The 25,216-nt window shown below is 59.4% G+C and carries 24 protein-coding genes; 18 read left to right on the plus strand and 6 right to left on the minus strand.

All coding sequences use genetic code 11. The features are described from left to right. The first annotated feature begins 1 nt into the window (after window position 1). Genes ACURWW_RS13280 through ACURWW_RS13300 form a run of 5 tightly spaced genes read left to right on the plus strand, consistent with a single transcriptional unit; the run spans window position 2 to window position 4,405 of the window. Window positions 2–1,384 (plus strand): peptidylprolyl isomerase, encoded by a 1,383-nt coding sequence (locus ACURWW_RS13280; RefSeq protein WP_445616936.1) that lies wholly within the window; start codon window positions 2–4, stop codon window positions 1,382–1,384. Window positions 1,385–1,388: 4 nt separating this feature from the next. Beyond that, window positions 1,389–2,399: a 4-hydroxythreonine-4-phosphate dehydrogenase PdxA gene (pdxA, locus tag ACURWW_RS13285; protein WP_445616937.1), complete on the plus strand. Its 1,011-nt coding sequence runs from the start codon at window positions 1,389–1,391 to the stop codon at window positions 2,397–2,399. Continuing rightward, entirely contained in the window at window positions 2,396–3,202 is an 807-nt protein-coding gene (gene rsmA / locus ACURWW_RS13290) for a 16S rRNA (adenine(1518)-N(6)/adenine(1519)-N(6))-dimethyltransferase RsmA (protein WP_445616938.1), read from the plus strand. The genes pdxA and rsmA overlap by 4 nt, the downstream gene beginning before the upstream one ends. A gap of 21 nt (window positions 3,203–3,223) precedes the next feature. Further along, window positions 3,224–3,571, plus strand: coding sequence for a Co2+/Mg2+ efflux protein ApaG (apaG, locus tag ACURWW_RS13295; RefSeq protein ID WP_445616939.1), 348 nt, complete (start codon window positions 3,224–3,226; stop codon window positions 3,569–3,571). A 27-nt stretch (window positions 3,572–3,598) separates the two neighbouring features. Next, the gene (locus ACURWW_RS13300; RefSeq protein ID WP_445616940.1) at window positions 3,599–4,405 is read left to right on the plus strand and encodes a symmetrical bis(5'-nucleosyl)-tetraphosphatase; all 807 of its coding nucleotides are present in this window, start codon (window positions 3,599–3,601) and stop codon (window positions 4,403–4,405) included. A gap of 292 nt (window positions 4,406–4,697) precedes the next feature. On the opposite strand, the gene galE is transcribed toward ACURWW_RS13300, so the two are convergent. Further along, on the minus strand, window positions 4,698–5,720 hold the full coding sequence (gene galE, locus ACURWW_RS13305) for a UDP-glucose 4-epimerase GalE (RefSeq protein WP_445616969.1): 1,023 nt from the start codon (window positions 5,718–5,720) through the stop codon (window positions 4,698–4,700). Window positions 5,721–6,182: 462 nt separating this feature from the next. On the opposite strand from galE, the gene ACURWW_RS13310 reads away from it, so the two are divergent. The 3 genes from ACURWW_RS13310 to ACURWW_RS13320 all read left to right on the plus strand — a co-directional run bounded on the left by ACURWW_RS13310 (window position 6,183) and on the right by ACURWW_RS13320 (window position 11,099). Next, complete coding sequence (locus tag ACURWW_RS13310) at window positions 6,183–8,108, plus strand: PrkA family serine protein kinase (protein WP_445616941.1); 1,926 nt, start codon at window positions 6,183–6,185, stop codon at window positions 8,106–8,108. A 139-nt stretch (window positions 8,109–8,247) separates the two neighbouring features. Next, the gene (locus ACURWW_RS13315) at window positions 8,248–9,522 is read left to right on the plus strand and encodes a YeaH/YhbH family protein (RefSeq protein ID WP_445616942.1); all 1,275 of its coding nucleotides are present in this window, start codon (window positions 8,248–8,250) and stop codon (window positions 9,520–9,522) included. A 47-nt stretch (window positions 9,523–9,569) separates the two neighbouring features. Continuing rightward, window positions 9,570–11,099 (plus strand): SpoVR family protein, encoded by a 1,530-nt coding sequence (locus ACURWW_RS13320; RefSeq protein ID WP_445616970.1) that lies wholly within the window; start codon window positions 9,570–9,572, stop codon window positions 11,097–11,099. 269 nt (window positions 11,100–11,368) lie between these two features. Here ACURWW_RS13320 and ACURWW_RS13325 read toward each other — a convergent pair whose 3' ends face one another. Continuing rightward, window positions 11,369–12,349, minus strand: coding sequence for a DMT family transporter (locus ACURWW_RS13325; RefSeq protein WP_445616943.1), 981 nt, complete (start codon window positions 12,347–12,349; stop codon window positions 11,369–11,371). A gap of 360 nt (window positions 12,350–12,709) precedes the next feature. On the opposite strand from ACURWW_RS13325, the gene ACURWW_RS13330 reads away from it, so the two are divergent. From ACURWW_RS13330 to ACURWW_RS13375, 10 genes are all read left to right on the plus strand, one after another. Further along, entirely contained in the window at window positions 12,710–13,978 is a 1,269-nt protein-coding gene (locus ACURWW_RS13330; protein ID WP_445616944.1) for a multifunctional CCA addition/repair protein, read from the plus strand. A 41-nt stretch (window positions 13,979–14,019) separates the two neighbouring features. After that, window positions 14,020–14,772 carry a pteridine reductase gene (locus tag ACURWW_RS13335; RefSeq protein ID WP_445616945.1) on the plus strand — a complete coding sequence of 251 codons (753 nt, stop codon included), beginning with the start codon at window positions 14,020–14,022 and terminating at the stop codon, window positions 14,770–14,772. Window positions 14,773–14,906: 134 nt separating this feature from the next. Continuing rightward, on the plus strand, window positions 14,907–15,332 hold the full coding sequence (locus ACURWW_RS13340) for an Hsp20/alpha crystallin family protein (RefSeq protein ID WP_445616946.1): 426 nt from the start codon (window positions 14,907–14,909) through the stop codon (window positions 15,330–15,332). 152 nt (window positions 15,333–15,484) lie between these two features. Beyond that, a complete protein-coding gene (tal, locus tag ACURWW_RS13345; protein WP_445616947.1) occupies window positions 15,485–16,420 on the plus strand; it encodes a transaldolase in 936 nt (311 codons plus the stop codon). Between the two features lie 13 nt (window positions 16,421–16,433). Further along, the gene (locus tag ACURWW_RS13350; protein WP_445616948.1) at window positions 16,434–16,724 is read left to right on the plus strand and encodes a cory-CC-star protein; all 291 of its coding nucleotides are present in this window, start codon (window positions 16,434–16,436) and stop codon (window positions 16,722–16,724) included. Beyond that, the gene (locus tag ACURWW_RS13355) at window positions 16,715–17,707 is read left to right on the plus strand and encodes an ArsA family ATPase (RefSeq protein ID WP_445616949.1); all 993 of its coding nucleotides are present in this window, start codon (window positions 16,715–16,717) and stop codon (window positions 17,705–17,707) included. Before ACURWW_RS13350 ends, ACURWW_RS13355 begins: the two co-directional genes overlap by 10 nt. Window positions 17,708–17,796: 89 nt before the next feature. Continuing rightward, window positions 17,797–18,777 carry a YihY/virulence factor BrkB family protein gene (locus ACURWW_RS13360; RefSeq protein ID WP_445616950.1) on the plus strand — a complete coding sequence of 327 codons (981 nt, stop codon included), beginning with the start codon at window positions 17,797–17,799 and terminating at the stop codon, window positions 18,775–18,777. A gap of 387 nt (window positions 18,778–19,164) precedes the next feature. Then, entirely contained in the window at window positions 19,165–19,860 is a 696-nt protein-coding gene (locus tag ACURWW_RS13365; RefSeq protein ID WP_445616951.1) for a hypothetical protein, read from the plus strand. Window positions 19,861–19,902: 42 nt separating this feature from the next. Further along, window positions 19,903–20,436: a phage holin family protein gene (locus ACURWW_RS13370; RefSeq protein WP_445616952.1), complete on the plus strand. Its 534-nt coding sequence runs from the start codon at window positions 19,903–19,905 to the stop codon at window positions 20,434–20,436. Continuing rightward, window positions 20,433–21,248 (plus strand): DUF3618 domain-containing protein, encoded by an 816-nt coding sequence (locus tag ACURWW_RS13375; protein WP_445616953.1) that lies wholly within the window; start codon window positions 20,433–20,435, stop codon window positions 21,246–21,248. The genes ACURWW_RS13370 and ACURWW_RS13375 overlap by 4 nt, the downstream gene beginning before the upstream one ends. Before the next feature lie 76 nt (window positions 21,249–21,324). Here ACURWW_RS13375 and ACURWW_RS13380 read toward each other — a convergent pair whose 3' ends face one another. The 4 genes from ACURWW_RS13380 to ACURWW_RS13395 form a co-directional block, all read right to left on the minus strand. Next, window positions 21,325–21,618, minus strand: coding sequence for a chaperone modulator CbpM (locus tag ACURWW_RS13380; RefSeq protein WP_445616954.1), 294 nt, complete (start codon window positions 21,616–21,618; stop codon window positions 21,325–21,327). A 12-nt stretch (window positions 21,619–21,630) separates the two neighbouring features. Then, window positions 21,631–22,584, minus strand: coding sequence for a curved DNA-binding protein (gene cbpA, locus ACURWW_RS13385; RefSeq protein WP_445616955.1), 954 nt, complete (start codon window positions 22,582–22,584; stop codon window positions 21,631–21,633). Window positions 22,585–22,676: 92 nt separating this feature from the next. Beyond that, entirely contained in the window at window positions 22,677–23,438 is a 762-nt protein-coding gene (locus tag ACURWW_RS13390; RefSeq protein WP_445616956.1) for an EF-hand domain-containing protein, read from the minus strand. Between the two features lie 306 nt (window positions 23,439–23,744). Continuing rightward, window positions 23,745–25,178, minus strand: a complete 1,434-nt coding sequence (locus ACURWW_RS13395; protein WP_445616957.1) for a hypothetical protein — start codon at window positions 25,176–25,178, stop codon at window positions 23,745–23,747. Window positions 25,179–25,216: the final 38 nt, after the last annotated feature.

Consider the following 25,216-nt stretch of genomic DNA (forward strand, 5'->3'; position numbering starts at 1 on the left):
CATGAGCACGACCATTTTGAGCACTGAACCCAGCATGAACCTGTCCAGTTATTTTTTTCGAAGCCGTTTCCTGTCCCTGATCCTGGTCGCTGCCGCCGGCATTGCCGGTCTGCATATTGGGCCCGCCCGGGCCGAGACAATTACCATCGACCGGGTTGCGGCAATTGTCGACGACGACGTGGTCATGGAAAGCGAGCTCGACGAGCAGGTGGCGAGTATCAGCGCACGCATGCAGGCCCAGGGGGCCCAGCTCCCGCCCGTCGACATTCTGCGGGCCCAGGTACTGGAACATCTGATCGTGCAGCAGTTGCAGCTGCAAATGGCCCGTCGCGCGGGGGTAGAGATCGAACAAGCGGAAGTCGATCAGGCACTGGACCAGATGCGTCAGGCCAACAACCTGAACCGCGAGCAGTTCGCTGCCCAATTGGCCCGGCAGGGAATGACCGAAGCGGACCTGCGCGAGACCATCCGCCGGGAGATGGTGATCAACCGCGTCCAGCGCGGCGTCCTGAACAATCGCATCGAGATCACCGAGCACGACGTGGACAGCTTCCTGGCCTCCAAGGAGGGGCAGTTCTGGAACGCGCCCGACTACAACCTGGGCCACATTCTGATTCCCGCCTCCAGCAATGCCGATGAAGAGACCCTGCGCAGCGCCCAGGAGCGGGCCCGGGAGGTGTACCGGCGGCTGCAGGAGGGCGAGGACTTCGGGCGGCTCGCCACCACTTACTCCTCAGGGCAGTATGCGCTGCAAGGCGGCGATTGGGGCTGGCGGCAGCCCACCGAACTGCCCGAACTGTTCGCCGACAAGCTCAGCGGGCTGAAAGTAGGCGATGTGACCGAGCCCTTCCGCAGCGGCGCCGGATTCCATATCCTTAAGGTTAAGGATCAGCGCGGTAATGAACAGGCGGTGATTGAACAGACCAAGGTCCGCCATATCCTTCTGAAGCCCTCAGCAATCCTCACCGAGGAGCAGGCCCGCAATCAGCTGAAGGACATCCGCGAAAAAGTCCTGGCCGGCGGCGATTTTGGCGCCTTTGCCAAGGAACATTCCGACGATATCGGCTCCATGCTTGCCGGTGGTGACCTGGGCTGGTCCCTTCCCGGTCAGTTCGTACCCGAGTTCGAGAAAACCATGAACGAAACCGCCATCGGGGACATCAGCGAGCCCTTCCGTAGCCAGCATGGCTGGCATATTCTCCAGGTGGAGGACCGCCGCCAGCAGGACATGAGCGAGCGCGTGAAACGCAACCAGGCCCGCAACCTGCTTCGCAATCGACGCTTTGAGGAAGAACTGCCCATCTGGCTCCAGGAAATCCGCGACGAAGCCTACGTCGAGGTGAAACTGGCGGATATCGACCTGGACCGCACCGCAAACGAATAGCCCCATGACCGAAACCGTAAGGCGCATCGCCATAACCCCCGGCGAGCCGGCGGGCATCGGGCCCGATCTGATCGTCACTCTGGCCCAGCACGGCAGCGCCCACGAGCTGGTGGCGATCGCGGACCCGGCGCTGCTCGAAAGCCGGGCCAAGGCACTGGGGCTGCCCCTGCGCATCCGGGAGTTCGATCCCGCGGCTCCCGCCCGGCCCCTGTCGTTCGGAGAGCTCTGCGTATCCCCCATCCAGTTGTCCGCGCCCGCCACACCGGGAATGCTCGACAGCGCCAATGCCGGCTACGTTCTCCAGACGCTGGACCGCGCCATTGAGCTGTGCCGGACGGAACAGTGCGCCGCGCTGGTCACCGGCCCGGTCCACAAAGGCATCATCAACGAGGCCGGCGTTCCCTTCAGTGGTCACACCGAATACCTGGCGGACAAAACCCATACAAGCAAGGTGGTCATGATGCTGGCCACCGCCGACCTGCGCGTGGCGCTGGTGACCACTCACCTGCCCCTCAGCCAGGTTCCGGCGGCCATTACCCGCGAGAACCTGCTGGCGACGACCCGGGTGCTGAACAGCGCCCTGCAGCAGAACTTTGGGATCCGCAAACCCCGTATTCTGGTTTGCGGGCTCAACCCCCATGCCGGCGAAGGCGGTCATCTGGGCCGGGAGGAGATTGACGTCATCGAGCCAGCCCTGGCGGAGTTGCGCCAGGAAGACATGGATCTGATCGGCCCCCTGCCCGCCGACACCCTGTTTACGCCGAAGGTATTGGCGGGCGCCGACGCGGTGCTGGCCATGTACCACGACCAGGGGCTGCCGGTTCTCAAATCCCGGGGTTTCGGGCGCGCCGTCAACATCACCCTGGGATTGCCGATCATCCGGACCTCAGTGGACCACGGCACCGCTCTCGATCTGGCCGGCACCGGCAAGGCGGACACCGGCAGCCTGCAAACGGCGCTGAATACGGCCATTCATATGGCCGGGGCCCGCAGCAAGAGCCGGCCCGCATCGTGAAGGTGGACACCAGTCACCGGGCCCGCAAACGCTTCGGCCAGAATTTCCTGAGCGACCCTGGGGTGATACACCGCATTATTCGCAGCATCGCTCCCCGCCCGGACGACTGCGTGGTGGAAATCGGCCCGGGCCAGGGCGCCCTGACCCTGCCGCTTCTGGAAACCTGCACCACCGTCAACGTGGTGGAACTGGACCGGGATCTGGTCGCGCGCCTGGAAACCCTCCGACACGACTTTCCCGGCCTCCAAATTCACCAGGGCGATGCGCTGAATTTCGATTTCTCACAGCTCGCAAAGGGCGAGCGCTCGCTGCGCGTGGTGGGCAATCTGCCCTACAACATTTCCACTCCCCTGATCTTCCACCTGCTGTCGTTTGATCGCCTGATCCGCGACATGCACTTCATGCTGCAGAAGGAGGTGGTGGAGCGGATGGCTGCGGCCCCCGGCAGCAAGACCTACGGCCGCCTTTCGGTGATGGTGCAGTATTTCTGTCGGGTGGATAACCTCTTCGGCGTTCCGCCGGAGTGCTTCCTGCCCCGGCCCAAGGTGGATTCCGCGATCGTGCGCCTCACTCCTCACGAGGCTCTCCCCCACCCGGTCGAGGATTTCCCGCTTCTGCAGCGCCTGGTCAGCACCTGTTTCCAGCATCGGCGTAAAACCTTGCGCAACAGCCTGCGCGGGCTTCTACCGCTCGAGATCATTGAAACCCTGGACACGGATCTTACAATACGACCGGACCATCTCTCAGTGGAGGATTTTGTGGCGCTCGCCAACCGGCTGGCGCCCCTCATCGAACAATCATGACCACCCCCCACATCAGCATCCATGTGGAAGCGGCCTCTGCCGAAGCCCTCGAAACCGCTGGAAAAGCGCTTCGTGTATTCGTACACCATTACGATCACGAACCACGGCGACACACCGGCCCGGCTCGTCAGCCGCCACTGGCTGGTCCGCGACGACAACGACGATGTTCAGGAAGTGACAGGAGAAGGAGTTGTGGGTCAGCAGCCACGACTGCTCCCGGGAGAGGGCTTTACCTATACCAGTGGCGTGGTCCTGGCTACCCAGAGCGGTACCATGGAGGGAAGTTACCAGATGCAGACAGACGCCGGCGAACCGTTCGAAGCGCCCGTTCCCCTGTTTGCCCTGGTGCCGCCTCACGCGATCCACTGACCTTTAATTTCTGATTCAGGGAGAGGTATGAGTACTTACGCTGTGGGGGATCTCCAGGGTTGTCTCGACCCCCTGAAATGTCTTCTCGACCAAGTCAACTTCGATCCCGTCCGGGACCGCCTGTGGCTGTGCGGGGACCTGGTCAACCGCGGTCCCGCGTCCCTGGAAACCCTGCGTTTTCTATACGGAATCAGGGGTTCTCTGGTGGGAGTGCTGGGCAACCACGACCTGCATTTGCTGGCGCTCGCCTGGGGCACCAATGCCCCGCGTCCCAAGGACACTCTGGCGGGCATTCTCGAAGCACCGGACCGCGAAGAGCTCCTGAACTGGCTGCGCCACTTCAAGCTGGTTCACCATGATGCCTCGCTGGGATTCGCGATGGTTCACGCAGGGATTCCGCCCATCTGGACGCTGTCCGAGGCGGTCGCGCGCAGCCGGGAGGTGGAAGCCGTCCTGCAGGGCGAGCAGTACCGCACCTATTTCGCCAACATGTACGGCAACGAACCGGACTGCTGGAGCGAGGATCTGAAGGGGCCCGAGCGCTGGCGCGTAATCACTAATTATTTTACCCGCATGCGCTTTTGCAGCGCCGAAGGCCGTCTGGAGCTGAAGTGCAAGCTGGGGCCGGACCGGGCCCCCGAGGGTTTCGCTCCCTGGTTCCGGCATCCCTCCCCCGCTCTGGACGAGAGTAAACTGGTTTTCGGCCATTGGGCGAGCCTGGAGGGGAAGACCGACCGGGAGGGACTTTACGCCCTGGACACCGGCTGTGTCTGGGGGCGTCAGATGACCATGTTGTGCCTGGAGACCGGTGAGCTGCTGCGCTGCGACTGCTGAGGATGGCGAGGCAAATGGACTATTCGGTGGAACCACCGTTGGTCGTGAAGCGGAGTTGGGTAGCACCAAATCCGTTGGCCGCAGGGGGTGCTGTTTCGAAACCGCGGTAAATACGTCCCTGTAGCTGCCTCGCGTCTTCCCTGACGCGAGGCTTTCGAAACAGCACCCCCTACAGCCAACTCCCATCGGAGCGGTTTTTGACTACTGTGATCCTGTCGGCCTCGACCCCCGCGACCCTTCGGGACTCCGCCACGATAACGCTGCGTTCACCTGTCGCGTTGCTCAGCCAGAGCTACTCGTATCCCCGCGGATTCTGTGACTGCCAGCGCCAGGCATCTTCCATCATTCTGGCCAGGTCGTATTCAGCCTGCCATCCCAGTACCTCAGCAGCGCGCTCGGGGTTGGCGTAACACGTGGCAATGTCTCCAGAGCGCCGCGGCACAATTTTATAAGCCACCTTGCGACCGCTTGCCTTTTCAAATGCCTCAACCACTTCCATGACGCTGTAACCGGTGCCGGTTCCCAGATTAAAGGTGTAGCACCCCGCGTCCGCTCCCAACAGGTGCTGCAGCGCTTTCACATGCCCGCGCGCCAGGTCCACCACGTGAATGTAATCCCGCACCCCGGTGCCATCCCGGGTGGGATAATCATTGCCAAATACGCTCAACTCCCGAAGCTTTCCGATGGCCACCTGGGCCACGTAAGGCAGCAGGTTATTGGGAATGCCTTGAGGATCTTCCCCGATGCGGCCGCTGACATGAGCGCCGATGGGGTTGAAGTAGCGCAACAGGGACACCCGCCAGCCATTGTTGGGAACCCGGCACACATCCCGAAGAATTTCTTCCACCATCAACTTGCTGTGGCCGTAGGGATTGGTGGCGGAGGTGGGAAAATCTTCGGTAATCGGCACCGTAGCCGGGTCACCATAAACAGTTGCCGAGGAGCTGAAAATAAGGCGGTTTACGCCAAACTCTTCCATCACCTGAGCAAGAGCAACGGACCCTTCCACGTTGTTGTGATAGTAATGGAGCGGTATCTCAGTCGACTCACCGACCGCCTTCAGTCCCGCAAAATGTAAAACAGCCGAGATTTCATGCGCTTGGAAAATGGCGCGCAAAGCGTCACGGTCGCAGACATCGGCCTGGTAGAACTGAACGGGACGATCGGTTATGGATTGTATTCGTTCCAGCGCCAGGGGTTTACTGTTGCTGAGGTTGTCGACGACAACCAGATCGAAGCCGGCCTCCTGGAGTTCCACGCAGGTATGGCTGCCAATGTAGCCTGCGCCCCCGGTTACAAGAATCTTTTGAGTTATCACGTAAGTACCACCTTACTTCCTGTTTATAAGTGTGCGATTGTTACTTTTCGTTGCACCTGCCGCCCGTGCGCACCAATGCAGAATACCCATTCCGGGCGCGCACATTATTAAACATTTTGTGCCTCGATTCAGCTTCGCTCTGCAATCCTGCTGGGTTTTTGTTGTCTATTGGGTGCCAGCCTCGGAGCGGCGCTCCCGATCCCAGTTGTCGGGACCCTTTATGATTGATCTTGAGTGTTGACTGACATCGGGCTTAGAACGTTTCTTGAATAGACGATATTTTTTTGACGAACCGGTCGTGCTCGCGGCAAATTTTGGAGCTATGCTTAGAGCATTGGACGACGGGTTCGTTTTGTCCAAACAGATCCCCAGCTTTTTAGCAGCGCAATTGGGTGATAAGGTACTACACGCGATTCCTGTTAAGGGCTCTCAGAGACCTTACCGGTACGGAGGCAGGTTATGAGCAGTATTTTTAGCCACTACCGCGAGCGTTATGAAACGACTCAGCAGGAAGAGTACACAATCCAGGAGTACCTGGAATTGTGTAAGGCGGACCGGAGCGCCTATGCAACCGCCGCCGAACGAATGCTGATGGCGATCGGCGAACCGGAGCTGATTGACACCTCGCGGGACCCGCGGCTAAGCCGAATTTTCTCCAACAAAATTATCAAGCGCTACGATGCTTTCGCCGACTTCTTCGGCATGGAAGAATGCATCGAGCAGATTGTTTCCTTCTTCAAGCACGCTGCGCAGGGCCTGGAAGAAAAGAAGCAGATCCTGTATCTGCTCGGACCGGTGGGGGGCGGCAAATCTTCCCTGGCCGAGAAGCTCAAGTCCCTGATCGAAAAGCAGCCCATCTACTGCATCAAGGGCTCGCCCGTCTACGAATCCCCCCTCGGTCTGTTCGATCCCGCTGAGGACGGCCACATCCTCGAAGAGGATTACGGCATACCGCGCCGCTACGTAAAGCAGATTATGTCCCCCTGGGCCGTAAAGCGACTCCACGAGTACAACGGCGACATCAGCCAGTTCAAGGTTGTTAAAGTCTATCCATCCATTCTTGACCAGATTGCGGTATCCAAAACCGAGCCCGGTGACGAGAACAACCAGGATATCTCTTCCCTTGTGGGCAAGGTGGATATTCGCAAGCTGGAGGAATACCCTCAGAACGATCCCGACGCCTACAGCTTTTCGGGTGGCCTCTGTCGTGCCAACCAGGGCCTGATGGAGTTTGTGGAGATGTTCAAGGCACCCATCAAGGTGCTGCATCCCCTGCTGACCGCCACCCAGGAGGGCAACTACAACTCCACCGAGGGACTGGGCGCAATCCCATTCGAGGGTGTCATTCTCGCCCACTCCAACGAGTCCGAGTGGCGCACCTTCAAAAACAACAAAAACAACGAAGCCTTCATTGATCGCGTTTACATCGTGAAGGTGCCTTATTGTCTGCGGGTATCCGAAGAGATCAAGATCTACGAGAAGCTGCTACAGAACAGCTCTCTCGGCAAGGCGCCCTGCGCCCCTGATACCTTGAAGATGCTCGCCCAGTTCACCGTTCTGTCCCGTATCAAGGAGCCGGAGAACTCCAACCTCTACTCCAAGATGCGCATCTACGATGGCGAAAATCTGAAGGACACGGACCCGAAGGCCAAGTCCATTCAGGAATATCGGGATGCCGCCGGAGTCGACGAGGGCATGGCAGGCCTGTCGACGCGCTTCGCCTTCAAGATCCTGTCGAAAGTGTTCAACTTTGACCCCACCGAAGTGGCGGCCAACCCGGTGCATCTGCTCTATGTACTCGAACAGCAAATCGAGCAGGAGCAGTTCCAACCCGAGTTGCAGGACAAGTACCTGGGATTCCTCAAGGAATACCTTGCGCCCCGATACGTGGAATTCATCGGCAAGGAGATCCAGACGGCTTATCTGGAAAGTTACGCAGAGTACGGTCAGAACATCTTCGATCGCTATGTAACCTTTGCGGACTTCTGGATCCAGGATCAGGAATACCGGGACCCGGAGACCGGCGAGATCCTCGACCGCGCCGCACTCAACGAAGAGCTGGAAAAGATCGAGAAGCCGGCGGGCATCAGCAACCCCAAGGACTTCCGCAACGAAGTGGTGAACTTCGTTCTACGCGCCAGAGCGAACAACCAGGGCCGCAATCCGGCCTGGAACAGCTACGAGAAACTGCGCGCGGTGATCGAGAAGAAAATGTTCTCCAACACCGAGGATCTTCTACCGGTCATCTCTTTCAACGCCAAGGCCTCCGCGAGCGACCAGAAGAAACACAAGGACTTTGTGGCACGGATGGTGGAGCGGGGCTACACCGAGAAGCAGGTTCGCCTCTTGTCCGAGTGGTATTTGCGAGTGAGAAAATCGCAGTAATGCAGGGTGGCAAAAGACCGTTGCTGGAGCTGGCCGTAACCAGGCACGCGAGCTTGTTGCGGCCCCGGATTTGCAGGGTTGCCGCGGGTTCGAACCGCCCTTCCCGCAACGCGTCTTTTGGTGACCTGATGGGTACAGTATGAGTTATATAGTCGACCGCCGACTGAACGCGAAGAACAAGAGCGCTGTCAATCGGCAGCGCTTCCTGCGCCGCTATCGATCCCACATCAAGAAGGCCGTAGCCGAGGCAGTCACCAAGCGCTCCATTATGGATGTGGAAAATGGCGAGCAGATCAGCATTCCCACCCGGGACATCAGCGAGCCCATTTTTCACCACGGCCGTGGGGGCCGACACTCCAATGTTCTGCCTGGCAATCAGGAGTTCGTCGCCGGGGATCGCATTCCCCGTCCACCGGGAGGCGGGGGTGGGGGCTCCGGTTCCGGCGCAAGTGATCAGGGCGAGGGGATGGACGACTTCGTTTTCCAGATCACCCAGGAAGAGTTCCTGGACTTCATGTTCGAGGACCTGGAACTTCCCAACCTGGTCAAGCGCCAGTTGGCGGGCAGCGAGGAGTTCAAGCTGCGTCGTGCCGGCATCAGCAACGAAGGCAACCCGGGCCGCATCAATATCGTGCGCTCGCTGCGAGCCGCCAATGCGCGTCGCATCGCGCTGACCGGAAGCAAACGTCGCCAGCTTGCGGCCATGGAAAAGGAGCTGGCCCAACTGGAAGCAGTCGAACCCGAGCTGCGCGATCACAGCCGGATCGAGGAACTACTGGCCTCCATTGCCAAAACCCGGGCGATGATCTCCCGGGTGCCCTGGCTCGACGACTTCGACTTGAAGTACAACCTCCATGTGAAAGAGCCGGCGCCCAGCTCCAAAGCTGTCATGTTCTGTCTGATGGATGTGTCCGGTTCCATGAACCAGGCCACCAAGGACATGGCCAAACGCTTCTTCATTCTTCTGTACCTGTTCCTGAAGCGCAACTACGAACACACCGAGGTTGTTTTCATTCGCCACCACACCAGTGCCAAGGAAGTGGATGAAGAGGAGTTCTTCTACTCCCGCGAGACCGGGGGCACCATCGTCTCCAGCGCGCTCAAGTTGATGAAGGAGGTTCTGGATAAGCGCTACCCGCTGTCAGAATGGAACATCTATGGCGCCCAGGCCTCGGACGGTGACAACTGGAACGATGACTCCAGCATTTGCTATGACCTGCTGGTGAAAGACATTCTGCCCAAAGTGCAGTATTACTCCTATATAGAAATCACGCCACGGGAGCACCAGGCGCTTTGGGAAGAGTACGAGAGCGTCAAAGCCGCGTTCCCGGAAACCTTCGCGATGCAGCACATCGTCGATGCCGGAGATATCTACCCGGTGTTTCGCGAGCTGTTTCACAAGAAGTACGCATGACCCTGACCGGTGACGCCTGCCTTATGACTTCTGCTGTGAATGACCCGATGACCAATCGCTCAACCGACAGGAAACCTATTTCCACCACCTCGGAGTGGACCTTTGAGCTGATCAGTGAGTACGACCGCGAGATCGCCTGCCTCGCCGATGAATTTCGCCTGGACACCTACCAGAACCAGATCGAAGTGATCAGCTCCGAGCAAATGATGGACGCCTACGCCTCCGTAGGGATGCCCCTGGGCTATCACCACTGGTCCTACGGCAAGCAGTTCCTCAACATCGAGCAGAGCTACAAGCGCGGGCAGATGGGCCTCGCCTACGAGATCGTCATCAACTCCGACCCCTGCATCGCCTATCTCATGGAAGAGAACACCATGACCATGCAGGCCCTGGTAATCGCTCACGCCTGCTACGGCCACAATTCCTTCTTCAAGGGAAACTACCTGTTCCGCACCTGGACCGACGCCGGCTCCGTCATCGATTACCTGGTATTTGCCAAGAACTACATCACCCAATGCGAAGAGCGCTACGGCATCGATGAGGTAGAGGCGGTACTCGACGCCTGCCACGCACTCATGAACTACGGTGTGGACCGCTACAAGCGCCCCTCGCCCATCTCCCCGGCCCGGGAGCGCGAACTGCAGAAGGAACGGGAAGAATACCTGCAGCGTCAGGTCAACGATCTGTGGCGCACCATCCCCGGTCACCACGACGATGAAGATCCCGAGCGAAAGCGGCGCTTCCCGTCCGAGCCGCAGGAGAACCTGCTCTATTTCATCGAGAAGAACGCCCCCTTACTGGAGCCGTGGCAGCGGGAAATCGTCCGGATCGTCCGCAAGATCGCCCAGTACTTCTATCCCCAGCGCCAGACCCAGGTCATGAATGAAGGCTGGGCCACCTTCTGGCACTACACGCTGCTGAACACCCTGTACGAGCGGGGCAAGGTCACTGACGGCTTCATGATGGAGTTCCTCCAATCGCACACCAGCGTCATTTACCAGCCACCCTATAACAGCCCCTACTACAGCGGCATCAATCCCTACACCCTGGGATTCGCCATGATGACGGACATCCGCCGCATCTGCGAAAACCCCACCGAAGAAGACAAGCGCTGGTTCCCCGACATCGCCGGCAGCGACTGGGTTAAGACGCTGGACTTCGCCATGCGCAACTTCAAGGACGAGAGCTTCATCCTTCAGTTCCTGTCGCCCAAGGTGATTCGCGACCTCAAATTGTTCTGCATCGTCGACGACGACCGGGACAAGGAGATCGAAGTCGCCGCCATTCACGACGACAGCGGCTATCAAATGGTCCGCGAGCAACTGGCCGGCCAGTACAACCTGGGCAACCGGGAACCCAACATACAGGTCTACAGCGTCGACGTGCGTGGCGACCGCTCCCTCACACTCCATCACAACCAGTTCTCCCGCAAACCGCTGGGCGAAAGCACCCAGGAGGTACTCAAGCACCTGCACCAACTGTGGGGCTTCGACATTCACCTGCACTCGGTCCAGGACGACCGGATCGTGGAAAGCTTCCATTGCCCTCCCCGCTATGATGAGGATGACGACGGCTGAATAAGGGCTGCTCAAAGTGTCCTGACAGAGGGGTTCTTGCCTCAGAGTGGCACGATTACGTTTAGCCCGGTTCCACCTCGCGGCACCGTCCACTTCGGGGTTGGCGCCCGGGGCTACGAAGCGGCACGACCGAGTTTGGCCCTGGGTGCCACCTCGCGAAACCGTCGCTTCAGGGATGAAGCGACGGAGCTACATGGATGTATTCATGCGTTTTCGCGAGGTGGCACCCAGGGCCAAACGGCCTAGTGGCACCCACACTTAACCGCCGATTAGCGAAGCCCCCGATCCGCCACCTGTGCCGCCGGCGCGGGCACCTCTTCATCAATGCCAGTTCCAAGCCCCTTCTTCCGGGCCGCCCGTCGGTCGATCACCCGGCGCAGATACCGCAGACCCACCCCCTGGAATAACAACAACGACACCAACACAATCGCCGCTCCGACCACCAACTGAAGCGTTACGGGCTCATCCAGAAATACCGCACCAATGGTCATCGCGATGACCGGGGTAATCAGCGTCGTAAGCGACACCGTCATCACCGACATGTGCCGCAGAATATAGAAGTACAAGGTAAAACCGCCCACCGAGCCCACCAGCGCCAGATAAAAGATCGCCACACCCGCGTCCAGGTTGATGGACGTCGGTGGCTGCCCGTCAAAAGCGAGCCACACCAGGAAATAAACCGGCATGGCAAACAGCAACGTGCCCCCGGTCTGGCAGAACGGGTCCAGAGTCAGCTCCGAGGTGAGTCGCTTCAGCCAGGTCGAACTGATGGCAAAAATCGTGGTGGACAGGAACAGCGCCGCCAAGCCCCATCCCGAGCCGGTGCCAAGCGAAAGCTGATCAATATAGATAATCCCCATCCCGCCGACCGCCATCAGCAGCGCCACAACCTGACGCAGCACCAATTTTGTGTCCCGCAGAATCAACAGCGAAGCCAAAGCTGTCAGGCAGGGGTTGAAAGCAAACACCAGAGACATCACCCCCGTGGGCACGTGCTGCGCAGCCCAATACACCAGCGACATCTGCGGGCTCAGCCCCAGAGACGCCACGAAATAGGCCAGAGCCACCCGACGGTTAGGCAGAAAAGGCTCACGACGCACCGCGATAATCGTCATGATCAAGGCAAAGGCCAGCAGCATGCGCAGACCCGCCGCCGTCCAGAAGGTCAGCCCGTTATTACTGGTGGCGATTCCCAGAGGAGTGGTGGACCAGATGAGTATGACACTCCAGTAGGCGATGAGGACTTTCACTTTGGCATCCTGGTAATACCCGGTGCGGAACAGGTCCGGGTCAGTCGGCAGAAACGAAAAAGGCCGCAGTGTTTCAAGCTGCGGCCTTTCCGGGTTGATACTACGGTTGAGTCTAGCGCGCAATGCTCCTCAAACGCCCGGCACAGGCCATGGTCACGGTCCACAGGGGCGCGTAACGGCAGATCGGTGCAGGTGAGTTGTGGATAGACATTGGGAAAAGTTCCAAACGGGCGCTCAATCCCAGGAATTAAAACAAATGTTCGGAACCATGGCAATGAACTTTTCGCGACAGGGGTCGATCTCTATAATCAGAGCTCTTCAAATATCCGGTATGTGAAGCCGGTAGCCACGGAATATGAAATGCAGGTCTATCTAGTCGGCGGCGCGGTCAGAGACAGGCTCATGAACTACCCCTGCCACGAGCAGGACTGGGTTGTGGTGGGCGCGCGACCCGAGGAACTTCAATCCCTTGGTTACTTGCCGGTGGGCAAAGACTTTCCGGTCTTCCTCCACCCGGAGACAAAAGAGGAGTACGCGCTGGCGCGCACTGAGCGCAAGACCGGCCGGGGCTATACGGGCTTCGAGTTTCATGCCGCCCCCGACGTGACACTGGAACAGGACCTTGCCCGCCGCGACCTCACCATCAATGCCCTGGCCATGGATGATGAGGGCAACATCATCGATCCCTACGGCGGACAATGGGATCTGCAGGCAAAACTGCTTCGCCACGTCTCGGACAACTTCCGCGAAGACCCGGTGCGAATCCTGAGGGTGGCCCGTTTCGCGGCCCGTTACCACAACCGCGGCTTCCGGATCGCCGACACGACCCTGAAGCTGATGCGGGAAATGGTCGACTGCGGCGAGGTGGACTACCTGGTGCCGGAGCGGGTCTGGAAGGAAATGTCCCGGGCCCTCGCAGAGGCCAACCCCGAAGTATTCTTCGAAGTACTGCGGCAATGCGGCGCATTGCAGCGCTTGCTTCCGGAGATCGCCAACCTCTACGGGGTCCCGCAGCCACCCAGGCATCACCCGGAAATCGATTGCGGTGTCCATACCGTGATGGCCCTGCAACAGGCCGCGAAACTGAGCCCGTCCACCACGGTACGGTTCGCCACGCTGGTCCATGACCTCGGAAAGGCCACAACGCCCGCGGACGTGCTGCCCAGCCACTACGGACACGAGGAGCGCGGGGTGGCCCTGATCAACGGCCTTTGCGACCGGCTCGCCGTGCCCAACGCCCATCGTCAGCTGGCGGTAATGGTCAGCCGATATCACACCCATTGCCACCGGGTGAAGGAGCTGAAAGCCTCAACACTGCTGCGCACCCTTGAGGCTCTGGACGCATTTCGCCGACCTGATCGCTTTGCGGAGTTTCTGCTATGCTGCGAAGCCGATGCCAGGGGCCGGACCGGGTTCGAAAACCGGGACTACTCGCAGGTGGATTACTTCCGCAAGGCTCTGGAGCTCTGCGAGCGCGTTACCAGTGCCCAGGTCGACCCGAGCGTTTACAAAGGCAAAGCTTTCGGTGAGGAACTTCAGCGCCTGCGACGCGCCGCGCTGAAGCCCTTGCGCGACGAGGCCTTATCGGCGCGCCGAAGCCCGGATCATTCCGGCCCCCAGAACGGCTAGGCTACCGAGACCGCGGAACACCATTTTCGGGAAAGAAAAGCATGACGCAACACGAAAACAAAAAAGTCGCGCTGATCACCGGAGGCGCGCGTCGCATCGGCGCAGAGATCGCACGGCAGCTGCATCGCGCAGGCTATCGAATCGTGATTCACCACAATCGGTCCGCCGGCGAAGCGGCGGCACTGTGCGAATCCCTCAACCAGCTGCGCTCCGAGTCCGCCGTGGTGGCGGCAGGTGACCTCTGCGATATGAACGCGCTGCGTAACCTGGCCCATCTGGCCCAACGCCACTGGAATCGCCTGGATGTTCTGGTGAACAACGCCTCCAGCTTCTACCCCACTCCCGTGGGGGACATCAGCGAGACAGACTGGGACAACCTGGTCGGCACCAATCTCAAGGCTCCGCTCTTTCTCAGCCAGGCCCTGGCGCCGGCTTTGAAAAGCACCGGCGGTTGTATTATCAACCTTGCTGACGTTCACGCTGAACGGCCCTTGTCGGGCCATCCCGTCTATTGTGCAGCGAAGGCCGGCAACGTAATGCTCACAAAATCACTTGCCAAGGAACTTGCCCCGGACGTCCGGGTGAACGGCATCGCACCGGGAGCAATTCTCTGGCCCGAGAATGATGGCGAGCTGAGTGAATCCGATAAGCAGAACATTCTCCAAAAGATCGCGCTCAAGCGCATCGGCAGCCCGGCGGACATCGCCCGAACGGTCCTCTTTCTCGTCACGGAAGCGCCATACGTTACCGGACAAATCATCGCTGTAGACGGCGGACGCAACCTGGTCAGCTGACCGCTCTCCCGTTCTCCCACGGCCGCAGCTCCAATAATTGACCCACCGCAAGGCCCTTGAAAACAAGGCTGCTAACCTCATGTCCAAAGAAGCCATCAACAGCGCGTAACCGTGTTCACAAAAGGAGGTGTGCAATGAACCTGATCCCTCGTCGATCTGTATTCGACGCCGACAATTTCTTCGAAAACTTCTGGGCCCCCATGCAGGGAGCGTCCGCCGCTGCGGGGACCTTCTCGCCGCGGGTAGACGTCAAGGACAAGCAGGACCACGTTGAGATCAGCGCGGAACTCCCGGGCGTCAAGAAGAAGGACATCAACATCACCCTGGAGAACGGCATTCTGACCCTGACAGCCGAGACCCGACAGGAGGACAAGGAAGAGAAGGAGGGCCGGATCGTCCGGCAGGAACGCCGCTACGGGAAATACACACGCAGCTTCGACCTGGGCGGCGGTGTCAAGGAGAACGACATCAAAGCCCACTTCAGTGACGGCATCCTGACCCTTACCGCTCCGAAAGCGAAGGAGCAGGCCCCCGAAGCCAAGCGTATTCAGATCCAGTAAAGACCTCCAGTAAAGACCCAAGCGCGCCGCTGGCCCCCTGTGGGCTGGCGGCTGCGCCTCGCTCCAGTGGCTCACCCGCCATGGAAGTTGGAGAGTTGGGCCGAGCCGTGATTAAATGGGTCCAGAACCCACCAGCCAGTGCGCGGGGACCTATGGCCAGCAAACTCCAGCAACTGAAGACAATGACCGAGGTGGTCGCTGACACAGGCGACATCGAGGCAATCCGCCGGTATCAGCCGGTAGATGCCACCACCAACCCCTCGCTTCTTCTGAAAGCCGCGCAGCTCCCTCAATACGAACCACTGGTTTGCGACGCGATCGCTGCGGGCAAGGGCTCTTCTCCCAAAGCCGCAGATCACCTTGCGGTGGCCATCGGACGGGAAATACTCAAGCTGATCCCGGGACGGGTTTCCACCGAGGTGGACGCGCGCCTGTCATTCGACACGCGCGCCTCAGTGGAAAAGGCGAAGCGACTGATCGACCTGTATGAGCAGGCCGATGTGGATCGCTCCAGGATTCTGATCAAGGTCGCTTCCACCTGGGAGGGAATCCGGGCCGCCGAGCAGCTTGAGAAGGAGAACATCCACTGCAATCTGACCCTGTTGTTCAGCTTCCCACAGGCGATTGCCTGCGCCGACGCGGGGGTAACGCTCATCTCCCCTTTTGTCGGCCGAATCCTGGACTGGTACAAGGCACGCGATCCGGACCGAAACTTCACTCCCGAGGACGATCCCGGAGTACTCTCGGTCCAGCAAATCTATCGGTACTACAAGCACCACGGTTACGACACAATCGTCATGGGCGCCAGCTTCCGCAATATTGGTCAGATTGAGGGGCTGGCCGGCTGCGACCGGCTGACCATCAGCCCGCAGCTGCTGGATGAATTGAGCCGTGACGAAGGCGACCTGCCGCGCCGCCTCTCCCCAGAAACCGCGGTGTCTAAAGAGGTAGCCAGGGCACTGGACGAGCCCGCATTTCGTTTCGCACTGAATGATGACGCTATGGCGACCGAAAAGCTCGCCCAGGGGATTCGCTGCTTCGTACAGGACCAGGTCGGTCTTGAAGAACTGCTGACCTCAAAAACATGATTATCCAGGCCCCATGAACGAAGAAGAATCCGACAAGCAAAACACCTTGTGGAAGCTGTATGAAGGGCTGAACGCAGGGCTGAAGGAATACTACACCGCACCTTTCCGTCAGGCCTACGGGCGAGCCCAGCGTGACGAGGAAGATTTGTTCATGCTGCTGGTCTTCTCCGAATCTCTCGGTCTGCCAAACCCTGTCAACTATTACACGCTTGAGCTCCTGCCCGTGCTATACGAACGCTTTCACGAATGGCACCGACGCATGGGCATGGAGCGCTCACCACTGGATCACGTCCATTGCTGCTAGAACTCATTCGGGACAGAAACATTCTCTTCTTCGGCGGAAAAGGCGGAGTCGGCAAAACCACCGTTTCCGCCGCTTCGGCGCTGCGCGCTGCAGAGTCCGGTCGCCGGGTACTTCTGGTTTCCACCGATCCAGCCCACAACTTGGGACACCTGTTCGGCCAATCCATCGGACCGCGACCGGTGCGCCTTGCGGACCGGCTTACAGCCATGGAGCTGGACCCGGAACAAACCGTCGAGCTTCACCTTCAGGAGGTGTCCTCCGAACTGCGGCGACTGATGCCCGAACATCTTCGGGGCGAGGTCGACCGGCACATGGAGCTGTCCCGGGATGCACCGGGAATGCAGGAAGCAGCCATGTTGGAACGCATCGCCGAGGTTATTGAGCACGGCGCATCGGAGTACGACCTGATCATCTTCGACACCGCGCCATCGGGGCATACGGCCCGGCTGATGGCGCTACCGGAGATGATGTCAGCCTGGACCGAAGGTCTGATCAAGCGGCGGGACCAGGCCGAGGGTTTCCGAAGGATATGGCGAACGCTCGGCGGCGACAAATCCACGGGCAAGAGGGTTTTGGGCGGCAGCGATGCTCCGCCGGTGGACGAGGATGAGCGGGATAATCGGATTCGCCAGGTTCTCAATCGTCGTCGCGAGCGCTTCAGCGCGCTGCGCGACGCACTGGTTGACCGCCAGCGCAGCGCTTTTCTCATCGTTCTGGCCGCTGAACGCCTGCCGGTACTGGAAACAATCGAGCTCTACGAACAGCTCAACCGAGCCGGCGTCAACGTCGCGGGTTTGATCGTCAACAAACGTCTTCCTCGCGCCGCTGGTGAATTCATCACCGGGCGGCGTGAGCAGGAAGAAGTGCACCTTGGCACCCTTGGTGAGGCCCTTCCCCAGTTACCACGCCAGGATCTGGAACTCGCCGCTCACGATATATTGGGTCTCGCGGCACTGAGCCACTTCGCACACAAGCTCAACTGACCCACCCCGGAAGTCTGGCCGCAACGTCCTGCTGCTGGTTTGCTTCTTGCTGCACGCCGCAACGAAGCAACCGCCGCGAGGACTGGATCATGGCACGCGCATCAGGCTATGCCCCCGATTACGGAATGGCGAACCGCGATTACCGCGCCCAATCGCCCCGTGAAATTTCGTTCAAAGGCTGGATCGCCGTGGTCAAGCGAGTGGCCCAGCAGATTGGCGTCGATCATATTTCCATTATTGCCGCAGGGGTCGCTTTCAACGTTTTTCTGGCCCTTTTCCCGCTCATCATCGCGGCCGTTTCGATCTACGGATTGATCATTGATCCCGATACGCTGCAGCAGCATTTGAGCACCATGGCGAGCGTACTGCCCTCCGGCGCCCAGGAAATGATGACCGGCCGGCTCCAATCCCTTGTACAAACCTCCGATCAGACGCTCGGTGTCGGGCTGTTGGTGAGCTTGCTGGTTACGCTTTGGGCCGCGAACCGCGGGACCAAGGCCATGTTCGAGGGAATCAATATCGCCTACGACATTCAGGAGTCGCGCAACTTCATCGTGAAAAACGCCATCACCCTGCTGTTCACCGTCGGCGGGCTGATCTTTGGTGGGATTTGTCTGGCGCTTCTCGTAGGGATCCCCGCCCTGGCGGACGCTCTGCCCCTTCCCGAATTTTTGATCACTATTATCAAGCTGGCCGTGTGGCCACTCCTGTTTTTGATGCTGGTCATCGGGCTGGGGCTGATCTACAAGGTGGCGCCCGTGCGACGCAATCCACGCGCGAAATGGGTCACCGTGGGGTCATTGGTGGCCGCCGTGATCTGGATCCTGGGCTCAGCGGCTTTTTCCTATTTCGTTGCCAACTTCGCCAGTTACGACAAGACCTACGGCTCATTGGCGGCAGTTGTGGTTCTGATGCTCTGGCTCTTTCTCACAAGTTTTATCGTGGTACTGGGAGCGGAAATAAATTCGGAAGTCGAAATGCAAACCGCCGAGGACACCACCGTCGGCAAAGACCGGCCCATGGGTGAACGGGAGGCCTACCAGGCGGATCACGTTGCACAAGATCCCTAGCCCGAATTTTTGACGCAACGGCTCGGCCGTCCACTCCAGAATCAGCATCGACCCGTTCTTCGGCGCTGTCTCTCATGCAGCGCCCCTCCTTTCAGATCACCTTGTAATAGTTTCCCACCTCCTCAGAACAACTTACAGCACGCCCCGCGGGGTTTGCCCAGTGGCCGCAACCCGTCCGTTGGAACCGAAAAACGGGACCTTTGCGTTGCCGACCAGACCATTTGCCTCGTTTGGTCCGCTCTCCAAGTGGCGTAAACGTTGCAGCATCCGTCGCAGGAGAAGTGCTTAACCCTCCTGCTAGCGGTTAAAAGCCTAGCGGGCCTATGCATTTATACCGACGTTGGCCGTCCGAATGCGGCGACACTCTTTGGACTGGAGCTCTTGCTTATGAACACGCGAAATGAACCCAACAAGCCTGGCGACAAAAAGCGGGAAGTTGCCGACGATTTGAAGGCGAAAGCCGATCAGACCACGCGCGAAATGAAGTCTCGCGGCAAGGAGCAGTTGGAGGCGCAGGAGTCACGCGCAGCCGATACCATGGACAAAATGGCCGAGGCGACCCAGGCCGCCGCACGGCAATTGGAAGAAAAGGAAGAGACCACGTTGTCGCGCTACGTTTCGGAAATCGCGGATGGTATCGGCAGCCTCTCCAGCAACCTGCGCAACAAGAATACCGATGAGCTCATCGGCGAAGTATCGCGGCTGGCCAGAAACAACTCCGGCCTGTTCCTGTTGGGCAGCGTTGCGGTTGGGTTCGGGCTGGCGCGTATCGCCAAGGCGAATCGTCCGGACAGCGCAAACCAGTGGGGGGAAGGGCAAGAACACTGGGAAGACTACTACGGGCAGCAGGAGGGCCGGTCCTACGGCGCCGGTTCCTCTGGGTCCGCGGAACTCGAACGGGCCACTTCCTCCCAGGGAACCAGCACATCCCCGTCCGCTTCTTCGGACAGCTCAAACCCGACCCATGCGAGCACCAGCTACCTCCCTGAGGAAGGTGAAAGCGTGCAGAGCCCGATCAACCCGCCGAGCGGTGCGCGAACGGACACCCAAAGCCCCGGCGGTCCGGGTCGATCTTCCAGTTAGTCCGGTGCACATCGGAACCGTTAATCAGAGGAGGTACTACTCATGGCCCAACCACGTGATCCTCGCCCGGGCGACGGCTCGGCAGGAAACAAATCCACAGCAGCCCAACACGCAGCCGCCCAGCACGCGGCCGCCCATCAGCAAACAGTCGAGCCTCATACCGGCGGTCCCAAGGGACCCGGCAGCGCCAAAGAGCAGAGTTCGGTACCAGGACTGGTTCGACAGCTCACTTCGGAGGTCACCTCGCTTTTCACCAAGGAGCTTTCCCTGGCGCGATCCGAAGTGCGTGAGTCAGTCCACGAAGCGAAGACAGGCATGATGGCGATGACCAGTGGCGGCGTCGTAATGCTCGCCGGCGTCATCATCCTGCTGATGGCAGCAGTTTATGGCCTGGCGACGGTACTGTCTCTGTGGCTCTCCGCCCTCATAGTCGGTGGTGTTGTGAGCATTATCGGCTTCATTATGCTGAAGTCCGGGCAGAGCAAGCTGAAACCGGATTCCTTCAAACCCGAGCGGACCGCGCGGGAAATGCAGAAGGACCGAGACGCAGTCAAGAACAAAGGAGCCATACAATGAGATCAGATGGAGATTCGGCGAAAGATCCGAGCCAGCTGGAGAGGGAAGTGGATGAGCAGCGCCGCGAGATCGGCGATACCATCCACGCGCTGGAGGAGAAGTTTTCCTCGCGAGAGGTATTCAATCAGGCTTCAGGCTACCTGCGTGAGCACGGCGGCGATTTTGCGAGGAGCCTGAGCAACAGCGTAAAAGCCAATCCGCTGCCCGTCGCTCTGACGGCGGTGGGTGTACTGTGGATGATGGTGGGTCAGCGCCCCTCAACCCGGATGCCTTCCTATAGTTCGGATAGTTCGGAGCACAGCAGTTCGAAAATGGCAGGATTGAAAGACAAAGGCGCCCAACTCAAGGGCAAGGGCTCTGCGGCACGGGAGAGGATGTCCGCGGGTGCCCACGACCTGCGCAGCCGCGCCGGGGCCACCGGACGAAACCTGCGCGACAAGGTCAGTGGAGCCCGGGAGGGGCTGTCCCACTCCATGGAAGGCGCCCGCGGGTCCCTGGGCAACGCGCGAGGGAGCTTCGAGCACTATCTGCGCGAGCAGCCCATGGCTGTGGGAGCGTTAGGAATTGCTCTTGGCGCACTCGTCGGGGCTGTGCTTCCACGCACCCAAATGGAGGACAGGACCTTTGGCGACGTCGGCGAGCAGGCCAGGAGCAAGGCGGCGGACCTGGCTGAAAAAGGTTATCAGAAGGCGGGAGAGATGGGCGACTCTGTGCGCCGGGAGGCAGAGGACGCACTCGGGTCAGAACACAAGCCCCAACACCGCCAGACGCCGTCAGGCAAACCAACTCCAGGTCCGGCGGCGACGCCGTAGGGTGCCCCGGGTCCAAAGGCGTTGAGCCCGGGCGCGGCGATCACAGGTTCGCCGCGCCCTTGTTTTTTTAATCAGGCTAATCCGTTTCGAAGCGTTCCAGGCGTTTTCTCAGCGAACGGTTTTCCGCTTGCAGGAGGTCCCGCTCCTCGAGCAGTTGGAGAACCAAAGCCACTCCATTCCAATTGATACCAAGATCCCGATGTAGACGAGCCGCGCGTCGGACGGTATACACATATTCGAATGTAAAGCTCCAAGCGGACGGCTCCTGTCCCTCGGGCTCGGCGATTCCGTGTGCAACCATTTCCTGAAGGCTTTCCAGGCTCACGTCCGCCTGCTGACAAAGCTCATGAGTTGTGATGTGAATGATCATGAGTTTACCTTCTTACCTGTTCCATTCAGCCCGTGGATCGAAGTGGGCCTTTTCCCCCAAACGCTGCCACATTGCCCTGATCTCGTCATCGAGCTGCGGCGGCATGACCACCTTCAGCACCGCATGGAGGTCACCCTGCCCGGTTTTGCCCGCTAAGCCGCGGCCTTTCACCCGTAAACGCTGACCTGATTGACTCCGGGGTGGAATAGTCAGTTGGATTTTGCCCTGCAGTGTCGGGACCGTGATCTTTGCGCCCAGCGCCGCTTCCCAGGGAGCCAGAGGAACAGTCAGCACGAGGTTCCGCCCTTCCACGTCGAACAGGGGGTGGGGCACGAGGCGAATGCGCAGATAGAGGTCGCCGGGAGGCCCCTCACCGATCCCCGGTGCCCCCTGGCCCTTGAGGCGAATGCGCTCGCCATCGGCGGCACCCTTGGGAATTTTGACTCTGATGGTTTTGGTCACGTCTTCAAGGCGCGACCCGTCCAGGCCGTAGTGAGGGAGACTGTAGTTGATCTGTTTCGGTTCTTCGGAAAGAGTCTCTTCGAGAAATACGGGCATGTCGAGTTCCACATCCCGGCCTCGCTGACTGAAACCGCCTCTGTCGCTTCCCGGGCGTGATCTGCGTCCCGCGCTGCCGAAGATGGACTCGAAAAAATCCGAAAAGTCGCCTTCGAAATGACTGAAGCCGCCTTCGAAACCCGCACTGGACTGCCATCCGGGAGGGGGACGGAAATCCTGACCCGCCGCCGCTCCGTATTGCCGCAACTCGTCGTACTCCGCGCGTTTTTTGGGATCTCCGAGGACCTCGTAGGCCTCTGTCACTTCTTTGAAGCGGTCTTCGGCATCGTGCTGTTCGCTCACGTCCGGATGGAACTTGCGCGCCAGCTTCCGGTAGGCGGTTTTGATCGTCTTGGGATCGGCCTCGGCATCCACTCCAAGAATCTTGTAATAGTCCTTGAACTCCATGGGCCCCTGTTACTCCTGTCGCGCAAAAAAAATGCCCGGCACTCCGAAGAGGAACCGGGCCAACCTTCTGGCACTAGGAGTCGAAAGAAAATCTAACCACGTTCCTGCGCTTCGCGAAGCGTGGAGAACTCCGCTTCGGACACCTCGGTATACTCAGACTCGTCGAATTCGGGCATCTCCGCGATCTCGTCCTTGCTGAGCATGGTGTCCCACAACAACTGATTCTCACCCATCTGGCTGACCTCGGCGAGATTCACCAGCACCGTGCTGCCGCCCAGACCCAAAACGCCACCGGACTCAATCACCAGGGCGAGGTTGCCACTCCGGTTGTCCCGAACGATCCGGCTCACGCTGCCAATTTCCTCGCCGCGACTGTTTACCACATCAGATTGAGTCACTTGATCCACGGGCATGGTAAGCAGCCCGCTGTCCATGTCCTGACCCTGCTGGGATTGAGCCGTCTGCTGCTGTTGGTCCTGGGGCGGCTCCTGCTGAGCCAGGACTTCTTCCGAAGTTTTGGCATTCAGCGCAGTCTGGAAGCTATCGTACTCCTGCTCGTCAAAACTCTGATCCTGATTCATATCAAACTGGGTAAAAACCTGCTCCCGATCCCAGTTCGCCTGCTCCAGTTTGTCGTCGAACTCGGATTCCAGATCCCGCCACTCCAGACTGCCGTCGCCGTCGCTGTCAATTTCGGAGAATGCCGGCGCGCTGCTCTGGCCCATCGTTTCGCTCGCCGCGCCTTTGTCCTTCATCTCTCCCTCTGCCGCGGTACCCGTCTGAGCGGCGAGCAGAGCGCCCAGCGCACAGGCTGTGAGCGACGCGGTTCCAAACCCCTTCAACTGCTTGATCATCACTTATCCTCCGCTTTCCTTCGCCCGACCCGGCAGGCCCGTCTTCCTTCCGGCTCGATGACTCACGCTGCCAGCGATTTCCACCGCTGGCGAGATGACTTGTGCAACTTGGTGGTGCAACTTGTTTGCCAAAGGGATTGAGGTTCCAGAAATGAAAGTGCAACACACCTGAAGACGTGGAAATCCGGTGGTTTTCAGTATGGAGATGAACTCGGATGCGCGTGAGCGCGCGCACTGAACCGACGATTCTATTATCGTTATTGTAGAAATGGATAAGGCCGGCGAGGATATAGCTGTTAACAGCTGCTAGCGCTTGCGAGATACGACAAAGGTTTCGTCGTTGAACCACAACGCGGAACGTCGCTTCAAAACCTCTCGAGTCGCCTGAAGATACTGCCCGGAAGCCACTGCTTCTTCCAGTTGGTCGTCCTGTATCTGATTGACGTAAATGGCCGCGTTCCAGGCCGCAAAAAGAGTGGAACTGCCGATATGGTCCCCGATCTCCGTAGGAAGAATATGCATTTCGTAGCGAAACACCGACTTCGCATCGGACATGGCGTTGAAATGGAATTCTCTGCTTTCCGGCCCCAGCTCATCCTTTAGCACCCGCAACAGAACATGCCGGTTAACCGTGAACGGATTTTCGTCCGGCCAGATGCTTTGCACAATCTCCGAGCCCGGATCATCCCCATAAGACTGAACACCCAGCAACCGGCCCCCCGGAGCGAGGCTGCGTGACAGGGGAGCCAGAATTCGCTTGACCTTGAACTCCGCCGACACCCGCGCCTGCCACGGCTGGGCAGCCAATATGAAGTCGTAATCGCCGCTGATTGCACCTTTGGGCGGAATGACACTCTCCAGCATGAAGCGCTGGTCCGCCCGGTAAATCACCAGTACCGAGGGCAGCGCGTACAGCGGGTTTCCAGTCCGTGGACTCGGTCTGGTTTGCCAGCCTTCATCCAGCAGCCCATGCAGGGCTTCGATCTGTTCCCCATACTCGTGGGCACAGCCACCCTCCAGGGCGATCTCGTGCCAGTTCAGGGGTTGATCCGATGAGTGGGGGCTTAACCAGGGGGCTTCGTTATAGGCCATGTTACTGATCACGAAGACCGTTGCAGGATGCTCTACCAGTCGGTCCGGCAGTTTGCTGAGCCCCAGACGAACATCCTCGAGACTCATCTCCTTGGCGTTGACGAAGAACGGAACGGTGGGAAAGCGACGATGCAGATTTTGCATCACATAGGTCAAAACGGTTCCGTCGCCCATCCCCGCATCAAACATCTTGAGCGCGGGGAAGCTGGGTTGCAGCAATTTCAACTCCTTCCCCGCTCGCTGGGAAATGGCCCACTTCTCGTTGCAGGTATGGACAAAGTGCAGGTACTTCTGGCGATTCTCGTAAAAACGAAACGGCCGGCGGGTTTTCCTCCCTTCGACGCCAGGACCAGCGGCTTCGGCCTCGGAACCCTGCGCGGGGGCAGCGGCAACCGGTCGGCTGAAATGGTTATCCACCAGCTTGAGTGCGGCGTCTTTTTCCGAGATTGAGTCCGGGCCCGGGGGGTGATTACGAATGTACTCGCGGATTCTTCCCAGGGTCCTCAGCGTCACTCCGCGGCCACTCCGAAGACGACTGACAAACTTCCCATCATTGACCACTTGCCGACCAAAGGTGGATTCACTGATCTCCGCCCGCTTGCAGTAGTCGGCAATCTGTTCGATGAGCTGTTGGATTTCGTGGTCCATAAAACAATCTCTACTACAATGGTGCGCCCCACTACGAT

The sequence above is a fragment of the Gilvimarinus sp. F26214L genome, assembly GCF_054401055.1.